The 18,016-nt window shown below is 72.5% G+C and carries 23 protein-coding genes; 9 read left to right on the top strand and 14 right to left on the bottom strand.

The features are described 5' to 3' along the window. Positions 1 to 492 (top strand): glycosyltransferase (locus ACTHMS_RS13795; RefSeq protein WP_440307247.1); only part of this gene is annotated, 492 nt, incomplete at its 5' end. Here the strand turns inward: ACTHMS_RS13795 and ACTHMS_RS13800 are convergent. From ACTHMS_RS13800 to ACTHMS_RS13810, 3 genes are all read right to left on the bottom strand, one after another. Beyond that, complete coding sequence (locus ACTHMS_RS13800) at positions 489 to 1,109, bottom strand: peptidyl-tRNA hydrolase (RefSeq protein WP_440307248.1); 621 nt, start codon at positions 1,107 to 1,109, stop codon at positions 489 to 491. The genes ACTHMS_RS13795 and ACTHMS_RS13800 overlap by 4 nt on opposite strands. A gap of 10 nt (positions 1,110 to 1,119) precedes the next feature. Then, the gene (locus tag ACTHMS_RS13805) at positions 1,120 to 2,370 is read right to left on the bottom strand and encodes a leucyl aminopeptidase family protein (RefSeq protein ID WP_440307249.1); all 1,251 of its coding nucleotides are present in this window, start codon (positions 2,368 to 2,370) and stop codon (positions 1,120 to 1,122) included. A 100-nt stretch (positions 2,371 to 2,470) separates the two neighbouring features. Next, on the bottom strand, positions 2,471 to 2,638 hold the full coding sequence (locus tag ACTHMS_RS13810) for a DUF3117 domain-containing protein (RefSeq protein ID WP_440307250.1): 168 nt from the start codon (positions 2,636 to 2,638) through the stop codon (positions 2,471 to 2,473). A gap of 116 nt (positions 2,639 to 2,754) precedes the next feature. Between ACTHMS_RS13810 and ACTHMS_RS13815 the strand changes: the two genes are divergently transcribed. Genes ACTHMS_RS13815 through ACTHMS_RS13825 form a run of 3 tightly spaced genes read left to right on the top strand, consistent with a single transcriptional unit; the run spans position 2,755 to position 4,594 of the window. After that, complete coding sequence (locus ACTHMS_RS13815; RefSeq protein ID WP_440307251.1) at positions 2,755 to 3,543, top strand: enoyl-CoA hydratase/isomerase family protein; 789 nt, start codon at positions 2,755 to 2,757, stop codon at positions 3,541 to 3,543. Positions 3,544 to 3,550: 7 nt separating this feature from the next. Then, positions 3,551 to 3,790, top strand: a complete 240-nt coding sequence (locus ACTHMS_RS13820) for a hypothetical protein (RefSeq protein ID WP_440307252.1) — start codon at positions 3,551 to 3,553, stop codon at positions 3,788 to 3,790. A gap of 6 nt (positions 3,791 to 3,796) precedes the next feature. Further along, the gene (locus ACTHMS_RS13825) at positions 3,797 to 4,594 is read left to right on the top strand and encodes a hypothetical protein (RefSeq protein ID WP_440307253.1); all 798 of its coding nucleotides are present in this window, start codon (positions 3,797 to 3,799) and stop codon (positions 4,592 to 4,594) included. Here ACTHMS_RS13825 and ACTHMS_RS13830 read toward each other — a convergent pair. Both ACTHMS_RS13830 and ACTHMS_RS13835 read right to left on the bottom strand, forming a co-directional pair. Next, positions 4,566 to 5,153 (bottom strand): DNA-3-methyladenine glycosylase I, encoded by a 588-nt coding sequence (locus tag ACTHMS_RS13830; RefSeq protein WP_440307254.1) that lies wholly within the window; start codon positions 5,151 to 5,153, stop codon positions 4,566 to 4,568. The two genes, ACTHMS_RS13825 and ACTHMS_RS13830, sit on opposite strands and share 29 nt — an antisense overlap. Beyond that, entirely contained in the window at positions 5,137 to 5,526 is a 390-nt protein-coding gene (locus ACTHMS_RS13835) for a hypothetical protein (protein ID WP_440307255.1), read from the bottom strand. The genes ACTHMS_RS13830 and ACTHMS_RS13835 overlap by 17 nt, the downstream gene beginning before the upstream one ends. A 42-nt stretch (positions 5,527 to 5,568) precedes the next feature. On the opposite strand from ACTHMS_RS13835, the gene ACTHMS_RS13840 reads away from it, so the two are divergent. Further along, positions 5,569 to 6,285: an enoyl-CoA hydratase/isomerase family protein gene (locus tag ACTHMS_RS13840; RefSeq protein ID WP_440307256.1), complete on the top strand. Its 717-nt coding sequence runs from the start codon at positions 5,569 to 5,571 to the stop codon at positions 6,283 to 6,285. 19 nt (positions 6,286 to 6,304) lie between these two features. Here the strand turns inward: ACTHMS_RS13840 and ACTHMS_RS13845 are convergent, their stop codons facing one another. Both ACTHMS_RS13845 and ACTHMS_RS13850 read right to left on the bottom strand, forming a co-directional pair. Next, positions 6,305 to 6,841: a TIGR00730 family Rossman fold protein gene (locus ACTHMS_RS13845; RefSeq protein WP_440307257.1), complete on the bottom strand. Its 537-nt coding sequence runs from the start codon at positions 6,839 to 6,841 to the stop codon at positions 6,305 to 6,307. Further along, the gene (locus ACTHMS_RS13850) at positions 6,838 to 7,644 is read right to left on the bottom strand and encodes a TIGR00730 family Rossman fold protein (RefSeq protein ID WP_440307258.1); all 807 of its coding nucleotides are present in this window, start codon (positions 7,642 to 7,644) and stop codon (positions 6,838 to 6,840) included. The genes ACTHMS_RS13845 and ACTHMS_RS13850 overlap by 4 nt, the downstream gene beginning before the upstream one ends. A 150-nt stretch (positions 7,645 to 7,794) precedes the next feature. Between ACTHMS_RS13850 and ACTHMS_RS13855 the strand changes: the two genes are divergently transcribed. Then, complete coding sequence (locus tag ACTHMS_RS13855; RefSeq protein ID WP_440307259.1) at positions 7,795 to 8,973, top strand: ScyD/ScyE family protein; 1,179 nt, start codon at positions 7,795 to 7,797, stop codon at positions 8,971 to 8,973. 78 nt (positions 8,974 to 9,051) lie between these two features. On the opposite strand, the gene dapE is transcribed toward ACTHMS_RS13855, so the two are convergent. Beyond that, entirely contained in the window at positions 9,052 to 10,134 is a 1,083-nt protein-coding gene (dapE, locus tag ACTHMS_RS13860) for a succinyl-diaminopimelate desuccinylase (protein WP_440307260.1), read from the bottom strand. 53 nt (positions 10,135 to 10,187) lie between these two features. Here dapE and dapD point away from each other — a divergent pair, with 53 nt between their 5' ends. Both dapD and ACTHMS_RS13870 read left to right on the top strand, forming a co-directional pair. Continuing rightward, positions 10,188 to 11,144 (top strand): 2,3,4,5-tetrahydropyridine-2,6-dicarboxylate N-succinyltransferase, encoded by a 957-nt coding sequence (dapD, locus tag ACTHMS_RS13865; RefSeq protein WP_440307261.1) that lies wholly within the window; start codon positions 10,188 to 10,190, stop codon positions 11,142 to 11,144. Continuing rightward, positions 11,144 to 11,968: a hypothetical protein gene (locus tag ACTHMS_RS13870; RefSeq protein WP_440307262.1), complete on the top strand. Its 825-nt coding sequence runs from the start codon at positions 11,144 to 11,146 to the stop codon at positions 11,966 to 11,968. Before dapD ends, ACTHMS_RS13870 begins: the two co-directional genes overlap by 1 nt. Position 11,969: 1 nt before the next feature. Here ACTHMS_RS13870 and fdxA read toward each other — a convergent pair whose 3' ends face one another. Continuing rightward, positions 11,970 to 12,296, bottom strand: a complete 327-nt coding sequence (gene fdxA / locus ACTHMS_RS13875) for a ferredoxin (RefSeq protein ID WP_440307263.1) — start codon at positions 12,294 to 12,296, stop codon at positions 11,970 to 11,972. 98 nt (positions 12,297 to 12,394) lie between these two features. Here fdxA and ACTHMS_RS13880 point away from each other — a divergent pair, with 98 nt between their 5' ends. After that, positions 12,395 to 13,306 carry a GNAT family N-acetyltransferase gene (locus ACTHMS_RS13880; RefSeq protein WP_440307264.1) on the top strand — a complete coding sequence of 304 codons (912 nt, stop codon included), beginning with the start codon at positions 12,395 to 12,397 and terminating at the stop codon, positions 13,304 to 13,306. On the opposite strand, the gene ACTHMS_RS13885 is transcribed toward ACTHMS_RS13880, so the two are convergent. The 5 genes from ACTHMS_RS13885 to ACTHMS_RS13905 all read right to left on the bottom strand — a co-directional run bounded on the left by ACTHMS_RS13885 (position 13,252) and on the right by ACTHMS_RS13905 (position 17,894). Continuing rightward, complete coding sequence (locus ACTHMS_RS13885) at positions 13,252 to 13,671, bottom strand: hypothetical protein (RefSeq protein WP_440307265.1); 420 nt, start codon at positions 13,669 to 13,671, stop codon at positions 13,252 to 13,254. The genes ACTHMS_RS13880 and ACTHMS_RS13885 overlap by 55 nt on opposite strands. 89 nt (positions 13,672 to 13,760) lie before the next feature. Then, a complete protein-coding gene (gene mshB / locus ACTHMS_RS13890; RefSeq protein ID WP_440307266.1) occupies positions 13,761 to 14,654 on the bottom strand; it encodes an N-acetyl-1-D-myo-inositol-2-amino-2-deoxy-alpha-D-glucopyranoside deacetylase in 894 nt (297 codons plus the stop codon). A gap of 10 nt (positions 14,655 to 14,664) precedes the next feature. After that, positions 14,665 to 15,804: an ABC transporter ATP-binding protein gene (locus ACTHMS_RS13895; protein ID WP_440307267.1), complete on the bottom strand. Its 1,140-nt coding sequence runs from the start codon at positions 15,802 to 15,804 to the stop codon at positions 14,665 to 14,667. Next, entirely contained in the window at positions 15,801 to 16,880 is a 1,080-nt protein-coding gene (locus ACTHMS_RS13900) for an ABC transporter ATP-binding protein (RefSeq protein WP_440307268.1), read from the bottom strand. Before ACTHMS_RS13900 ends, ACTHMS_RS13895 begins: the two co-directional genes overlap by 4 nt. A 3-nt stretch (positions 16,881 to 16,883) precedes the next feature. Then, positions 16,884 to 17,894 carry an ABC transporter permease gene (locus ACTHMS_RS13905; RefSeq protein ID WP_440307269.1) on the bottom strand — a complete coding sequence of 337 codons (1,011 nt, stop codon included), beginning with the start codon at positions 17,892 to 17,894 and terminating at the stop codon, positions 16,884 to 16,886. Positions 17,895 to 18,016: the final 122 nt, after the last annotated feature.

Consider the following 18,016-nt stretch of genomic DNA (forward strand, 5'->3'; position numbering starts at 1 on the left):
GACCCGGACATCCAGCTCGTGCTCTGTGCAGGCGCCCCGGACACACCTGAGATCGCCGCCGAGACCACCGCCGCGGTCGACCACCTCGCCGCGACCCGCCACAGCGTCGTCTGGATCCACGAGATGCTGCCTCGGCCGCAGCTGACCGAGCTGCTGACGCACGCGACCGTGTTCGTCTGCCCCTCTGTCTACGAGCCGCTGGGCATCGTGAACCTCGAGGCGATGGCGTGCGAGACGGCCGTCGTGGCCAGCGCCGTCGGCGGCATCCCCGAGGTCGTCGCCGACGGGCTGACGGGCACGCTCGTCCCGTATCACGCCGTCTCGACGGACGAGTTCGAGGCGGGCATCGCCGACGCAGTGAACGCGCTGTGCGCCGACCCGGCACGCGCGACCGCCATGGGCAGGGCCGGCCGCGAGCGCGCCGTCCACGAGTTCGGCTGGGACACCATCGCCCACCGCACCGTCGATCTCTACCGCTCGCTGGCCCACTAGCCCCGGACGAACAGGGCGGTGGCGGTGCCGGGGGCGACCTCGGTGAAGCCGCCGTCGTGCACGACCGGGGCACCGGCGTCGACGGCGGCCTGCCACTGCGCCGGCGTCGCGTCGCGCACGGAGAGGGGGAAGCCGTCGCGCTGCCAGGCGGCACGCTCGGGATCGGACAGCGAGCGCCAGCCCAGCTGCGCCGCGTGCGCGGCCTGCGCCATCGCCTTGCCGGTGGTCATGTCGGCATGCGGTGAGAGCAGCACGACCGGTCCGGACGCCACAGGCGCGGGCTCGTCCGCGTCCTCGAGGTTCGTGCCGCCGACCTGCAGCCGGGCCAGCTCCGGCGGCCACGCGTCGACCGGCACCGGCGGGTAGACGCGCAGCTCGCACGAGCGGTGCACGACGTCGAGCCCCTCGACGGTGAGCGCGCGGCGCCACTCGGCCGCGCGGGCACGGCGCACCACCTTGCGGATGCGCTGGCCGTCCCAGGCGGCGATCTCGTCCGGCCAGCGGCCCGAGGTGAGCAGCAGCAGCACCGCGCGCGCGGCCGCCTCGAGCGCGTCGGTGCGCGTCGGCGGCGTCGCCCGTTCGATGCGCACGACGAACGGCAGCACCAACTCGGTCATCGGGCGACGATCAGGCCTGGGCCTCGACCCAGCGGGCCAGCAGGCGCGCGCCGAAGCCGGTGGCGCCGCGGGCGAGGAAGCCGTCGTCCTCGGGCGCGCGTGCGGGGCCGGCGATGTCGAGGTGGGCCCAGGGCACGGTGCCGACGAAGCGCTTGAGGAACAGCGCCGCCGTGATCGCGCCGGGGTTGCCGGGCGCGTTGTTCGCGTCGGCGATGTCCGAGCGCAGGCTGCCCGCGTAGTCCTCGCGCAGCGGCATGCGCCAGAGCGGCTCGCCGGCCGCCGCGCCCGCGGCGTCGAGCCCGACCGCGAGGTCGTCGGTCGTCGCGAAGAACCCGGCCGTCCGCAGCCCGAGGGCCACCTTCATCGCTCCCGTGAGCGTCGCGACGTCGACCATGGCGGTCGGACGCAGCCGCGTGCGCGCGTAGGCGAGGGCGTCGGCCAGCACCAGGCGTCCCTCGGCGTCGGTGTTGCCGATCTCGCTGGTGCGGCCGCCGACGTGGCGGATCACGTCACCGGGCCGGAACGAGCCGCCGCCGAAGGAGTTCTCGGCGATCGGCACGAGCGCCGTGACCCGCACCGGCACCCGCTGCTGGGCGACCGCCCGCAGGGCCGCGAGCACGGCCGCGCCGCCGCTCATGTCGGTGTGCATCGTGCGCATCCCGTCGCCGGTCTTGCGGTTGATGCCGCCGGTGTCGAAGGTGATGCCCTTGCCGACGAGCACGAGGTGCGTGCCGGCCTTCGCGCGGCGCGGCTTCCAGACCGCCTCGACGAACCGCGGCGGCGACGCCGACCCGCCGCCGACGGCGAGCAAACCGCCGAAGCCCTGCTCGGTGAGCCACTGCTCGTCGTGCACCTGCACGTCGACCCCGACCGGCGACAGCTCGCGCACGGCCTGCGCCGCCAGCCACGCCGGCGTCTTCACCGCCGCCGGGGTGTTGGCGAGGTCGCGGGCCCACACCGAGGCGGCGGCCGACCGCAGCCCGTCGGCGAGCGCGGCGGCGTCACGCGGCCCGACCAGCTCGGCCACCCGCGACGACGCGCCCGAACCGGCGGCCGCGCTGAAGTGGTAGTCGCCGAGCACGAGGCCCTCGACGAAGGCCGCGAGACGGTCGCCCGCGAGCGGGCCGACCGCCAACCGCACCCAGTCGTCGTCGTTCGCGCGGGCCAGCCGCCCGCCGAGCACACGCAACGCGGCCGGGTCGCCGGCCGCCTCGACCGGCGTGGCGTCACGGTCGTCGTCGACCAGCCGCACGGTCAGCACGATGGACCTCCTCCGAGACGCGCCGGACGCCCGCCCGGGCGCCGGAAAGGAACGGCCCCGGTGCCGGCTCGCGCCGGCCCCGGGGCCCGAACGTCCTCGATCAGCTGACGACCTGCTTCAGGGCGTCGCCGAGCGCACTCGCCTCGTCCGGCGTCATCTCGACCACGAGACGTCCACCGCCTTCGAGCGGAACGCGCATGACGATGCCGCGCCCTTCCTTGGTCACCTCGAGCGGGCCGTCGCCCGTCCGCGGCTTCATGGCCGCCATGTCTACCTCCTGACAGTGGCGATCCGTGTCGGGACACGGATCGCGAGCGGAATGCTCGAGCCATTCTTCCTGATCCCGCGCCCGATGCCCAACCCCGGGGGCGTAGCGTCCGGCGCGTGAGTGATGTGCTGCTGGTCGAGCGCTCGGGTGGCGTCGCGACACTGACCCTGAACCGGCCGGACGCGATGAACGCGCTGACCCTCGAACTCAAGGACGCGCTGGTCGAGGCGACCCGCGACGTGGCCGCCGACCCGAGCGTGCGCGCGGTCGTGCTGACCGGTGTCGGGCGCGGCTTCTGCGTCGGTCAGGACCTGCGCGAGCACGTCGCCCTGATCGAGGCCGACGACCCGTCGCCGCTCAGCACGGTGACCGAGCACTACAACCCGATCACGCTCGCCCTGGCGACGATGCCGAAGCCGGTGATCGCCGCGGTGAACGGCATGGCCGCGGGCGCCGGCGCCGGGTTCACCTTCGCCTGCGACTTCCGGATCGCCGCCGCGAACGCCGGGTTCCTGCTCGCCTTCGCCAACGTCGGGCTGACGCTCGACAGCGGTGTCTCGTGGACGCTGCCCCGCCTGATCGGCGCGGCGCGGGCCACCGCCCTGGCGCTGCTGGCCGAGCCGATCACGGCCGAGTCGGCGCTGGAGATGGGGCTGGTGAACGCCGTCGTCGAGCCCGAGCGGCTGCTGCCCGCCGCCCTCGAACTCGCCGAGCGCCTCGCCGCCGGCCCGACCGCCGCCTATGCCGCGATCAAGCAGTCGATCGCCTACGCGGCGACCGCGACCCTCGCCGACGCCCTGGCCAAGGAGGGCGAGCTGCAGGCCGCGATGGGCCGGACCGTCGACCACCCCGCCGCCACCGCGGCGTTCGTCGCCAAGCAGAAGCCGACCTTCGTCGGCCGGTGACGGGGCGGTGACCGGCACCGACGACCCGGCCGGGCGGCCGGCGGCGCGCGAGCTCGCCGCCGAACTGCGGGCGCCGCTGCCCGACGGCCTCGACCGGCTCGACGACGAGGCGCTGCACCGTCTGATGCGTGACCTGCGTGCGGGCAAGGCGCGGCGGGTGGCCGACATCGACGCCGCCATCGACGCCTCGCTGGCGCTGCTGCCCCGCCACTTCCGTCCGGCCGTCCGCCGCGTGCTGGGGCTCTGAGCCGCGGTGTCCGAGTCGACGGAGGTGCGGGCCGAGCTGGTGCGGCTGGCGCGCGCGCTCGGCGTCGAGCCCGAGGCGCTCGACTACCTCGCCCCGGCCGGGTCGTCGGCGCTGCGGGCGCTGCGTCCGCTCGTCCTGGATCGGCTGTACGCCGGCGAGGACGCGCTGCTGCACCGGATCGCCGCGGCCGGCCGGCTCGTGCCGATCGCGATCAATGCGCACATCACGCCGCGTGCGGTGCCGCCGATGCTCGCGGCCGCTCTGGTGTCGGCCCTCGAGCCAGACCGCGCCGTCAAGATCGCCTCGCGGCTGCCGGCCGACTACCTCGCCGAAGCGGCGAAGGTGATGGATCCGCGGCGCATCGGCCGGCTGATCCCGGTGCTGCCGCTCGAGCTGATGATCACCGTCACCGAACGGCTCATCGCCGAGCACGAGTTCGTGACGATGGGCAGCCTGGTCACGACGCTCGACGACCGCTCGATCCGGGCGCTGCTGCCGGTGGTGCGCGACGTCGACCTGCTGCACCTGTCGTTCCACCTCGAGCGCAAGGACGAGCTCGACCGGCTCGCCACGCTCATCGAGGACCGCCTCGACGGCATCATCACGGCAGCCCACGAGCACGGGCTGTGGGACGAGGCGCTCGACGTCGTCTCGCACTTCGGTCCGGCCAACCTCGCACGGATCGCCGGGCTCGCCCGCCGCCACGGCGACGCGTTCGTCGCCGACCTCCGCGCCGCGCTCGAGACGGCCCTCGCCGCCGATCCCGAGCCGGCCCTCACCGACCTGCGCGCCGGCCTCGACTGACGACGGTCGCGCGCCAGCAGTCGGCCACGTGGTCGTCGACCATGCCCGTCGCCTGCATGAGGGCGTAGGCGGTCGTCGGGCCGACGAAGCGCAGACCGCGGCGCTTGAGCTCCTTCGCCATCGCCGTCGACTCCGCCGAGGTGGCCGGCACGTCGGCGACGGTGCGCGGGCGCCGATGGTCTGACGGGGCGAACGACCACAGCAGCGCGTCGAGGCCCTCGGGCACGTGGTCGAGCAGCGCCCGCGCGTTGCCGATCGTCGCCTCGATCTTGCTGCGGTTGCGCACGATGCCGACGTCGGCGAGCAGCCGCTCGACGTCGTCCGGCCCGAAGGCGGCGACAGCATCGGGGACGAACCCGGCGAACGCCGCCCGGAACGCCGGCCGCTTGCGCAGGATCACCAGCCACGACAGCCCGGACTGGAAGCCCTCGAGCGAGAGGCGCTCGAACAGCGCCGTGTCGCCGTGCAGGGGCGTGCCCCACTCGTCGTCGTGATAGGCGACGTACTCGGGCGCGCCGAGCGCCCAGACACAGCGCGGGCGGTCAGTCGACGTCGTCATCGCCCGGGGTGTGCTGCGGCTCGGCCGTGCGCTCGGCCTCGGCGCCGTCGAACGCGACGGCCCCGTCGGCGCCGTCTGCCGGCTCGTGCGCCCGCAGCCGGGCGATGATCTCGTCGCGCTCCCGCAGCTCGGCCGCGAGCCGGTCGAGCAGCTGGTCGGTCTCGGCGAAGCGGTAGCCGCGCAGCGCGACGGGCAGCTTCACCGCGTCCACGTCCTGCCCCTCGAGCCGGCGGTCGTCCGGCAGCGTCCACAACGGGTCGTCGCGCACCGGCGGCGCGATCTGCTCGCCGGCCGGCAGCAGCCAGGTGGCGAGGGCGAACAGCCCGGCGGCGACGACGACCGCCAGACCGCCGTAGACCAGCAGATCGTGCACGCGACGATCGTGCCATGTCGGCGCGCGTTAGCGTGGGCCGCCGTGACCGCCCCCGTGCTGCTCGAGCGCACCGACGACATCGCGATCCTGCGGCTGAACCGGCCCGAGAAGCGCAACGCGCTCGACACCGCCTCGCTGCACCTGCTGAACGGCCAGCTCGACGACCTCGCCGCGGACGCGACGCTGCGGGCGCTCGTCGTGTCGACGACCTCCACCACCGCCCTGTGCGCCGGCGCCGACGTCGGCGAGCCGCTCGACCACGCCGGCGGCGTCGCGCGGATGGCGGCGTTCACCCGCGCCTACGCGGCCGTCGACGCCTTCCCGGTGCCGATCATCGCGGTGTGCGTCGGCAACTGCGTGGGCGCGGGCGCCGAGATCGTGGCCGGTGCCGACCTGCGCGTCGGCGGCGACAACCTGAAGCTGGCGTGGGCCGGCGCCCGCCTCGGCGTGCCGGTCGGGCCGGCCCGGCTGAGCCAGCTGGTGGGCGTCGCGACGGCGAAGGACCTCGTGTTCACTGGCCGGTCGATCGGTGCCGACGAGGCGTTCCGGCTCGGGCTGCTGCACCGCGTCGTCCCAGCCGACGCGGCGGAGGCGGCCGCCCTCGACCTGGCCGCCGCGATCGCCCGCCAGCATCCCGACGGCATCCGCACGCTCAAGACGATGTTCCGCGAGCTCGACCGCACGGCCGAGCGCACCGCCTACGAGAACCAGCGGTTGCTCGACTTCCAGCAGCACGGCGCCGGCCTGCCCCGCGGCTGAGCCTCGGGCGCCGCTGCCCTCAACGCCTGTCGAGCGCCGCGAAGGCCGCGTCGACGGTCGTCACCCGCTGCACCGACGCGAGCGCCTCGTCGCGCACGAAGCCCTGGTCGCGCAGCGTGTGCAGGTAGTCGAAGAGCCCGTCGTAGAAGCCGTCCGGGTCGAGCACCACCACCGGCTTGGCGTGCATGCCGAGCGAGTGCGACGTCCAGGCCTCGAAGAACTCCTCGAGGGTGCCGATGCCGCCGGGCAGCACGAGGAAGGCGTCGCTGCGCTCGTCCATGATCCGTTTGCGCTCGCGCATGGTGTCGACGACGACCAGCTCGTCGGCGGCGTCATCGGCGACCTCGTAGGCCACCAGGTGCTGCGGGATGACGCCCAGGGTGTGCGCGCCGCCGGCACGGGCGGCGGAGGCCACCGCCCCCATCATCGAGACCCGCCCGCCGCCACTGACCAGGCCGTGGCCGTCGGCCGCGACCCGGGTGCCGACGGCAGCGGCGAGCGAGACGTATCGGTCGTCGATGGAGAGCGAGGACGAGCAGAAGACGCAGATGTTCACGGGTAGCCGAGCTCGCGGATCAGTCCCTCGGTCGCCCGCTCCTCGGCGTCGGCCTGCGGCGAGGCCGCGTGGTTCGAGCGCAGGATGTGCTCGACGATCTCGTCGATGTCGTCGCTGAGCATGATGAGGTCGAGGTCGGCCTCCTTGATCTTGCCGCCCTCGAGCAGCGGTCCGCGCAGCCAGTCGATGAGCCCCTGCCAATACGCGACGTCGTAGAGGGCGACCGGGAAGCGCGTGACCTTGTGCGTCTGCACCAGCGTGAGCGCCTCGAACATCTCGTCGAGCGTGCCGAAGCCGCCCGGCATGATCACGAAGGCCTGGGCGTACTTCACGAACATCGTCTTGCGCGCGAAGAAGTACCGGAAGTTGATGCCGATGTCGACCCAGTCGTTCAGGCTCTGCTCGAACGGCAGCTCGATGCCGAGCCCGACCGAGATGCCCCCCCCCTCGGACCCGCCACCGTTCACCGCCTCCATCGCGCCGGGGCCGCCGCCGGTGATCACGGCGTAGCCGGCCTCGGCAAGGGCGGCGCCCAGGCGGCGGCCGGCCGCGTACTCGGGGTGGTCCTGCGGGGTGCGCGCCGACCCGAACACCGAGACCGCCGACGGCAGCTCGGCCAGGGCGCCGAAGCCCTCGACGAACTCGCTCTGGATGCGCAGCACCCGCCAGGGATCGGTGTGCACCCAGTCCGACGGTCCGCGCGAGTCGAGCAGGCGCTGGTCGGTCGTCCCGGGTTTCACCTGGCCGCCGCGCAGCAGCACCGGGCCGCGTTGCTGCTGCTTGCGATCGCGGTCAGCGGCCATGGGTCACCACCCGATTGCGACGAATTCCGATCAAGGTCTTCTCCTCAGCGATCAAGGGGTCTAGCTTCCTCCACCAGCGCGAACCGGGAGCAGCCCGGGGCATCGGTGCCACGCGCGGGGGAGGTATGACCAACAATGTCCGTTCCATCCATGACGAAGCGGCGACGGCGGGTTGTCGCCGGGCTGTCGACGGTCGGTCTGGTCGGCACGACGATGGCCGCGACGTTCGGTGCCGCGCCGGCGCTCGCGCAGGACGTCAGCCTGCCGCACACCGTCGTCGTGTCGCACCTGAACAACCCGCGACAGCTCGACCTCGTGCCGGCCGACGACGCCCTGCTCATCGCCGAGGCCGGCCGTGGTGGCCACCAGGCCACCATCACCGATCCCGAGGGCGGCAAGCAGGGCATCGGCTTCACCGGCTCGATCTCGCTCGTGCTCGACCCGGCGCGGTCGGCCGGTCAGCGTCCGCACCGCATCGTGACCGGCCTGCTCTCCGCCGGCGCTGCGGAGGCCGCGCCCGGCCAACCCGTCGGCAGCGGCGCGGTCGGCTCCGACGGCGTCGCCGCGAACCGGCTCGGCAGCATCGCGGTGCAGGAGACCTACTTCCCGGCCAACTTGCCGGCGAACCGCCAGAACGGGCGGCTGCTGCTCACCAGGCCCTACCAGTCGCAGAAGACGTCGGTCGCGAACATCACCGCGTTCGAGCGGCGGCACGACCCGGACGGCAAGGGCTTCGACTCCGACCCGTACGCGGTCATCGACTACCGCGGCGGGTGGCTGGTCGCGGATGCCGCGGGCAACGACGTCCTCAAGGTGTCGCGCACCGGTGCGGTGAGCGTCTTCCACGTCTTCCCGAACGTCACCACCGGCCCGTGCGCCTCGCAGTACGACCCGAAGAAGCCGTTCAAGGGCTGCAACTTCGTGCCGACCTCGATGGCGGCCGACAGCCACGGCAACGTCTACGTCGGCGGGCTCAGCAGCCTCACGCCCGGTCAGGGACAGGTCGTCGAGCTCAACGCGCGGGGTCACCGGGTCGCCACCTGGTTCGGCTTCTCGGCAGTCACCGGCGTGGCCCTCGGCCGCGACGGCTCGGTGTACGTCAGCCAGCTGTTCGCCCCGCAGGCACACCCGTTCAACCCGCAGATCACCGGCGTGCTGACCCGCGTGCACAACGGGACGCGGCAGAACACCGACGTGCCGTTCCCGGCCGGCGTCGCGGTCGACTCGCACAACAACGTCTACGTGTCGGCGTGGTCGATCATGCCGGCCGGCGGTGCGGGCATCCCAGGGGTCGACACCTCGGGCCAGGTCTGGCGCCTGCACTTCTGACGCCGGACGAAGCACACGGGGGCGCGTCCACCACGGTCGGCGCGCCCCCTGCGCGTCGCGGCCACGCCCACGCGTCGGCTATGCCCGCAGGAAGCGGACGAGCGCGTCCTCGCAGTCGAGCACCTGCTGCACCGGCACGTGCTCCTCGGGCTTGTGCGCCAGGTTCGGGTCGCCCGGCCCGAAGTTGACGGCCGGGATGCCGAGCACGCCGAAGCGGGCGACGTCCGTCCAGCCGAGCTTGGCCCGTGCCGGCCGGCCGGTCGCGGCGACCATCGCAGCGGCGACGGGGGCATCGAGCCCCGGCCGCGCGGCCGGCGCCGAGTCGACGATCTCGACGTCGAAGCCCGCGAACACCGAGCGGACGTGGGCCTCGGCGTCGGCCTCCGTCCGGTCGGGCGCGAAGCGCAGGTTGACCGTCACCCGGCACTCGTCGGGGATGACGTTGCCCGCCACTCCCCCGCTGATCGCGACGGCGTTGAGCCCCTCGCGGTAGGTGAGGCCGTCGACGTCGACGGTGCGCGCCTCGTACGCCGCGAGCCGCGCGAGCACCGGCGCCGCCTCGTGGATCGCGTTGCGCCCGAGCCACGAGCGGGCGCTGTGCGCCCGCACGCCGGTCGTGGTGATCACCGCGCGCATCGTGCCCTGGCAGCCGCCCTCGATGACGCCGTCGGTCGGCTCGAGCAGCACGGCGAAGTCGCCGGCGAGCGCGTCGCCCCGCCCGGCCGCGACGAGCCGGTTCAGCCCGTTGCGCGCGGCCTCGACCTCCTCGCAGTCGTAGCAGACGAAGGTGAGGTCGACCCGCGGGTCGAGCGCGCCGGTGCCGACGAGGTGGGCCACGCGCAGCAGCACCGCCACGCCGGACTTCATGTCGGCGGTGCCGCAGCCGTGCAGCACGCCGTCGACCAGCCGCGAGGGCACGTTGTCCGCGATCGGCACCGTGTCGAGATGCCCCGCGAGCACGACCCGCTGCGGGCGGCCGAGCCCGGTGCGGGCCAGCACGACGTTGCCCCAGCGCTCGACGGCCAGGCCGGGCAGCGCGGCGAGGGCGGCCGCGACCAGGTCGGCCAGCTGCTGCTCGTCGCCGGACACCGACGGCACGTCGACGAGCGCCGCGGTCAGCGTCGCGGCGTCCAGGCTGAGGTCCAGGGACGACGCAGGCACATCCGCAGGCTACGCAACGGTTCCTGTCAGCCCGGCTCGTTACCCTGGCACGCGTGACCGGGGACGAGACGACCGACGTGAACACGCAGCGCCGCGCCTGGGGTTTCGGCCTCGCCACCACCGCCGCCGACGGCAAGGTGCTCGACACGTGGTTCCCCGCGCCGGCGCTGGGCACCGCGCCGGCCGACGCCACCGAGCCGCCCGAGCTCGCCGCGCTGGCCGGCGAGGACAAGGCACGTGGCGTCACCACGGCCGTCGTCCGCGTCGAGATCGACCTCGGCACCGCGCCCGCCGACGTGCCCGACGTCTACCTGCGGCTGCACCTGCTCTCGCACCGGCTCGTCCGCCCGCACGAGGTCTCCCTCGACGGCATCTTCGGCGTGCTGCCGAACGTCGTCTGGACGACCGCGGGGCCCTGCGCCGTCGAGGGGTTCGAGACCGTCCGCGCCGCGCTCAAGGCGGCCGGCCCGGTGCAGGTGCTCGGGGTCGACAAGTTCCCCCGCATGGTCGACTACGTGCTGCCCGCCGGCGTGCGCATCGCCGACGCCGACCGGGTGCGTCTCGGCGCACACCTGGCGTCCGGCACCACCGTCATGCACGAGGGCTTCGTGAACTACAACGCCGGCACGCTCGGCGCCTCGATGGTCGAGGGACGCATCTCGGCCGGCGTCGTCGTCGACGACGGCTCCGACGTCGGCGGGGGCGCGTCGATCATGGGCACGCTGTCCGGTGGCGGCAAGGAGACGATCCGCGTCGGGCGCCGCTGCCTGATCGGCGCGAACGCCGGCATCGGCATCTCGCTCGGCGACGACTGCATCGTCGAGGCGGGCACCTACATCACCGCGGGCTCGAAGCTCACGCTGCCCGACGGCCGGGTGGTGAAGGCCGCCGAGCTCTCCGGTCAGGACGGCTGGCAGTTCTGGCGCAACAGCACCACCGGCGCGCTCGAGGCGCGCCCCCGCGCCGGCTCCGGCGTCGCCCTCAACGAAGCGCTGCACGCCAACGACTGATGTCGCGCTCCACCCGGCTCACCATCACCCTCGTCGCGGTCGTCGCGCTCGTCGTCGGCGTCTGGTACGGCGGGCGCGCCCTCTGGGACAAGGCGAAGGACGCGTTCCGCAGCGACGGCTGCTCGATCAGCGGCTACGACCTCGACCCCGAGCAGGCCTCGGTCGCCGCCACGATGGTCGGCGCCGTCGCCAAGCACCGTCCGGCGCTGCCCGAGCGGGCGAGCGTGCTCGTCCTCGCGGCCGGCCTGCAGGAGAGCAAGTTGCACAACCTCAAGCCGAACGAGGGCGACCGCGACAGCGTGGGCGTGCTGCAGCAGCGACCGTCGCAGGGGTGGGGCGGCGGCCACGCGGACGTGCTGAACGACGTCGGCGAGGCGACCAAGGAGTTCCTGGACGCCATGGTGAAGGTGCCGCGCTGGCGCACCCGGCCCCTCGCCGAGGTCGTGCAGGCGGTGCAGATCTCGGCCGACGGCTCGGCCTACGCCAAGCACGAGCCGGAGGCGCTGGCGATCGCGCAGGCGCTCGACGGCACGCAGCCCGCGGGCATCAGCTGCGACTTCGAGGCACCGACAGCCGTCGCCTCGACCGCGCGGGTGGCCCAGCTGGTCAGCTCGGACCTCCCGATCGCCGCCCCGGTCGCGTCCCTCGACGCGGTGCACGTCGCCGGCGCCCACTGGCAGACCGCGGCGTGGTTCGTCGCCTGGAGCTACCAGCTCGGCATCGAGCGGGTCGACTACGACCACCACACCTGGACGCGCACCGGCGGCTGGAAGACCTCGGCCGCCCCGGCGACCGAGGTCGTCGCCACCATGTACCGCAAGTAGATCAGTGGTCTGCAGACCCCGCGGGGCGGCTCTTCACGAACTCGGGGTCGTGCTCGGTCTTGCCGACCTTGGACGCGCCGCCGGGCGAGCCGAGGTCGCGGAAGAAGTCGGCGTTGGCGGCGGTGTAGTCGCGCCACTGCTCGGGCAGGTCGTCCTCGTAGAAGATCGCCTCGACCGGGCAGACCGGCTCGCAGGCACCGCAGTCGACGCACTCGTCGGGGTGGATGTAGAGCATCCGCTCGCCCTCATAGATGCAGTCGACCGGGCACTCCTCGATGCACGCCTTGTCCAGCACATCGACGCACGGCTCGGCGATCACGTAGGTCACGGGCGCTCCTCACGCAACGAATCACTCCTGCGATGCTGAAGAGTATGCCGGGCGGGATCGAGTCGAGTTGGGTGGGGCGGCGCGTCAGTGTGCGCCGTGTGATCGCGGTCGCGGACGACGGCCGCGCGCAGTTCGGCGACGTGGTCGGTGATCTCGTCGACCTCGCCCCCGATGCCGCCGTCGTCGAGCAGCGCGGCGAGCTGGTGCGCATCGATCCGCGGACCGTCGCCATCGCCCGGCTGGTGCCGCCGTCGACCGCCGAGGAGCTCGCGCTCGAGGCGGTCGTCGCCCGCGGCTGGCGACCGGCCGAGCACGCCGAGCTCGGCGGCTGGCAGCTGCGGGCCGATCAGGGGTTCACCAAGCGCGCCAACTCGGTGCTGCCGCTGCGCCCGCCCGGGCTGCCGGTCGGCGAGGCGATCGAGCAGGCACCCGCCTGGTACGCCGAACGCGGGCTGCCGCTGCTGTTCTCGGTGCCGACCGAGTCGCGCCGCCTGCTCGACGCCGATCTCGGCGAGCGGGGCTTCGCCCCGGAGCTCGACGCAGCGGTCATGACCACCCGGCTGCCGGGCACGACCGAGCCCGCCGACGGCGTCGAGCTCACGGCCGAGCCGGACGACGCGTGGCTGGCCCGCTGGTCACGGGGCGCCGAGTCGCCGGAGCTCGCCCGCGCCGTCCTCACCCGCCACGACACCGTGGTGTTCGCGTCGGTGCGCGACGGCGGCGCGACGATCGCCATCGGACGCGGTGTCGTCGACGAGGACTGGCTGGGCGTGTTCGCCGTCGAGGTCGCACCCGAGCGGCGGCGCGAGGGCCTGGCCCGCCGCATCGTCCAGGCGCTCTGGGGCTGGGGTCGTGAGCACGGCGCGGCACGCAGCTACCTGCAGGTCGAGGTCGACTCCGAGCCCGCGGTCGCGCTTTACGAGTCGCTCGGCTACCACGTGCACCACGCCTACCGCTATCGGCGCGACCCCGTGGCCGGGCCCGGCGTCGCGCCGGTGGACGGCTGCTGACCCGCCCTCGTCCGCGCCTGCGGCAGCGGCGCACTGAGCATCAGCGCGACCGCGCCGGCCAGTCCCCCGCCGAGCACGACGCCGTAGCCGATCCACGGCAGGGGCCCGCTGCCGCCGGGGTAGATCACGTCCTGCTCGGGCGGCTGGTAGCCGCTGAACGCCAGCACGGGTACCAACCAGCCGAGGAACGGCAGCACGCCCCCGAGGGCCCGCCCGACCGCGCGGCGGCCGGTCGTCACGAGCACGACGTTGAGCACGACGGCCAGCACCGGCGCCAGCGGGATCGGCACCGAGCCCGCGTAGAGCGGCACCAGCATCGACTCGACCAGGGCCCCGAGCAACGCCGCCGCCGTACACAGCGCCACGCCCACCCAGCACCAGACATCCGCCTTGTCCCCTGACCCAGTCGTCTGCGACGCCCCGGAACGACTGCTGCTGGGGACAAGCCGATCGTTCATGCGGACAGACCTGCGAACAGGTCGGTCTCCCACCCGCGATCGTCGAAGGGCTCGGCGGGCTCGCCACGGACGAGCTGGAAGTGCTCGGTGGCCAGCACCTCGCGTCCGAGCATGTTCGAGAGGGCGAAGAACGGGCCGTCGACGGTGATCTGGGTTGCGTGCGCCGCGAGCGCGGCCGACTTGGCGGCGCCGAACTCCGGCGCCTCGATGATCGTCGTGATCACGTCGTCCTCGACACCGAACGGCAGGTCGTCGACGTCGGCGACGCCGAAGGCACGCTCGGCGTCACCGGCGAGCGCCTCGAACCCCTGGCGCAGCATCGACTTCGGCAGCGCGGCCCAGTAGATCTTGCTGATCGTCCACGGCTCGCCGTCCCCGTAGGCCGGGTCGGCGGCGCGCGCGGCCGCGGCCATCGCGACCCGGTGCGCCATGATGTGGTCGGGGTGGCCGTAGCCGCCGTTCTCGTCATAGGTGACGAGCACCTGCGGCCGCACCTCGCGGACGACCTCGACCGCGCAGGCGACCGCCTCGTCGAAGCGCGCCGGGTCGCTCGCCGCGCGCCAGAACGCCCGCGGCTTGTCGTTCGCCGGCGTGCCCATCATGCCGCTGTCGCGGAACCGTCCCGGGCCGCCGAGGAAGCGGTGGTCGGTGACACCGAGCTCGCGCATCGAGGCGGCGAGCTCGTGGATGCGGTGGCCGCCGAGCTGGTCGGCCTGGTCGGCGGCGAGCTGGGCCAGCTCGGGTACGAGCACCTCGCCCTCCTCGCCGAGCGTGCACGTCACCAGCGTCACCTGCGCGCCCTCGGCCACGTACTTGGCCATGGTCGCGCCGGAGACGATGCTCTCGTCGTCCGGGTGGGCGTGCACCAGCAGCATTCGGCGGTCGGGCATGACCTCGAACCTACCGAGCGTCCTTCGGCTCGGGCTCGGTGATCTCGGTGATCTCGGCATCGCTGATGCCCTGGTCGGCCGCCGCGGCGATGTCCGCCCGCACGATCGGGAAGTGGCAGTACACCTGGTGGCCCGGCTCCTTGTCCTCGAGCGTCGGCGCCACCGTGCGGCACTGCTCCTTCTGCGACTCGTCCAGCACCTCGCGGTAGAGCGGGCAGCGGGTATGGAAGACGCAGCCGGACGGCGGGTTGATCGGGCTCGGCAGGTCGCCCTTGAGCAGCACGCGCTGGCGGCGCTGCTCCTTGTGCGGGTCGGGCACCGGCACCGCCGACATGAGGGCGTGCGTGTACGGGTGCATCGGCGCGCTGTAGAGCGTGTCGCGGTCGGCGAGTTCCATGATCTTGCCGAGGTACATCACCGCGACGCGGTCGCTGATGTGGCGCACCACCGACAGGTCGTGGGCGATGAAGATGTAGCCGAGCCCGAACTCCTGCTGCAGGTCCTCGAGCAGGTTCACGACCTGGGCCTGGATCGACACGTCGAGCGCCGACACCGGCTCGTCGCAGATGATCAGCTTCGGACGCAGCGCGATCGCCCGCGCGACGCCGATGCGCTGGCGCTGGCCGCCCGAGAACTCGTGCGGGTAGCGGTTGTAGTGCTCGGGGCTCAACCCCACCCGCTCGAGCAGCGACTGCACCTCGGCCTTGATGCCGCGCTCGGGCTTCGCGCCCTGGATGCGGAACGGCGCGCCGACGATCGTGCCGATGGTGTGCCGCGGGTTCAGCGACGAGTACGGGTCCTGGAAGATCATCTGGATCTCGCTGCGCAGCGGCCGCATGCGCCCGCGCCGGAGTCCTTCGATCTGCTCGCCGTTGAAGCGGATCGAGCCGCCGGTCGGCTCGAGCAGCTTGCTGATGACGCGACCCGCGGTCGACTTGCCGCAGCCGGACTCGCCGACCAGGCCGAGCGTCTCACCGGCGCCGACGTCGAAGCTGACGCCGTCGACGGCCTTCACCGCCCCGACCTGCCGCTGCAGCAGCCCGTTGCGCACCGGGAAGTGCTTCTGCAGGTCGCGGACGCTGAGCAGCGCGTCCGAGTGCCCGGCCGGGTCGCCGTCCGACTCGCGCTTCGAGAGATCGACCGACGTCATAGCTGCGGCCTGATCGTGTCGTTCCAGATGAGCTCTCGCTCCTTCGGGTCGATGTGGCACCGCGCGGCGTGACCGTCCGGGCGCGGCAGCAGGTCGGGACGCTCGGTGTGGCAGCGTTCGCCGGACGGGCTGACGTGCTCCTGGAACGCGCAGCGCGGGTTGAAGACGCAGCCCTTCGGCACGTTGATGAGCGACGGCGGCTGGCCGGCGATCGGCACCAGCCGGTTCTGCCGCTGCCGGTCCATGCGCGGCATGGAGGTGAGCAGCCCCCACGTGTAGGGCATGTCCGCGTGGTAGAAGACGTCCTCGACGGTGCCCTGCTCGACGCACTGGCCGCCGTACATGACGACGACGTCGTCGCAGCTCTCGGCCACGACCCCGAGGTCGTGGGTGATCAGGATGATCGCCGAGTTGAACTCGCGCTGCAGTTCCTTCATCAGCTCGAGGATCTGGGCCTGCACGGTCACGTCGAGCGCGGTCGTCGGCTCGTCGGCGATGAGCAGCGACGGGTTGCAGACCAGCGCCATCGCGATCATCGCGCGCTGGCGCATGCCGCCCGAGAACTGGTGCGGGTAGTCGTCGACGCGACGGTCGGGCTGCGGGATGCCGACCAGCTCGAGCATCTCGACGGCCCGCTTCTTGGCGACCTTCTTGCTCACATCGTTGTGGACGCGGTAGGCCTCGATGATCTGGTCGCCGACCCGGTAGAAGGGGTGCATCGACGACAGCGGGTCCTGGAAGATCATCGCCATCTGCTGGCCGCGCAGCTTGCGCACGTCCTCGCGATCGGCGCCGACCAGCTGCTGGCCGTCCAGCCAGATCTCACCGGAGATCTGCGTGCGGCGAGGGTTGTGCAACCCCATGATCGCGAGCGAGGTCACCGACTTGCCGGAGCCGGACTCGCCGACGATGCCGAGGGTGCGGCCGCGCTGCAGGTCGAAGGACAGGCCGTCCACGGCCTTCACGACACCGTCGTCGGTGGGGAACCGGACGCGCAGGTCGCGCACCGACAGGAAGGACTCGGGGACCGCGGACGGGTCGTCGACGGTCTCGAGGGATTGGGCGCGCACGGTCATCTCTCAGTACTTCACTCGCGGGTCGACCACTGCGTACAGCACGTCGACGATGACGTTGGCGACCACCAGGGCGATGGCCGCGATGACGGTCACGCCGAGAATCACCGGCAGGTCCTTGGTGCTGATCGCCTGGATGGTGAGATAGCCGATCCCCCGCAGGTTGAAGACGTTCTCGGTGATGACGGTGCTGCCGATGAGCGTGCCGAGGTCGATGCCGAAGATGGTCACGATGGGCGTCAGGGCCGCGCGCAGTCCGTGCCGGACGACGACCTTGCGCTCGCGGAGGCCCTTCGCCCGCGCGGTGCGGATGAAGTCCTCGTTCATCGTCTCCATCATGTTGGCCCGGGTGAGGCGCGCGTAGAGCGCCGCGAAGGTCAGCGCCAGCGTGATCCACGGCAGGATCATGCTGCGCAACCACTGCACCGGATCGTCGGTGATGCTGGCGTAGTCGACGTTGACCAGCCATTTCCACTTGTACACGAACAGCAGCAGGAAGACCGGGCCGGTGAAGAACACCGGCAGCGAGACCGCGGACAGCGTGGTGACCATGCCGGCGCGGTCGAAGATCGAGTTCGGACGCAGGCCGGAGATGGTGCCGACCAGCAGGCCGAAGAACAGCCACAGGATGGACGCGCCGATCGCCAGGCTGACCGTCACCGGCAGCGCCGACATGATCAGCGAGGTCACCGGGGTGTGCAGCTTGAACGAGTAGCCGAGGCAGGGCACGTGGCAGAGGTTCGACTCGCCACCGCCGTTGGTCAGCGTGTGGGTGTGGAAGATGTCGGTCAGCCACTTCCAGTACTGCGCCGGCAGCGACCGGTCGAAGCCGTAGGCGTGCAGCAGTTCCTTGTACTGGACGCTGCCCACGGGCGGCGGCTGCTTGGCGATGTAGTAGTAGATCGGGCTCTGCCCGCTGAGCTTCGGCGCGAGCTGGAAGACCGCGAAGGTCACCAGGCTCACGACCCACACGACCACCACTGCGCCGAGCAGCCGGCGAACAATGAAACGGATCATCTCGTCACGGTCGGGGGGGGGGGGGGGGCGGGGGGGGGGGGGCCCCCCCCCCACCACACACAAAAAAAAAAAAAAAATATGGATGGGAGAAGTGTTATACTCTCATGTTTTTGTTTGTTTTA

This window comes from Jatrophihabitans sp., from assembly GCF_051960575.1.
Classification (GTDB): Bacteria; Actinomycetota; Actinomycetes; order Mycobacteriales; family Jatrophihabitantaceae; genus JBQCEE01.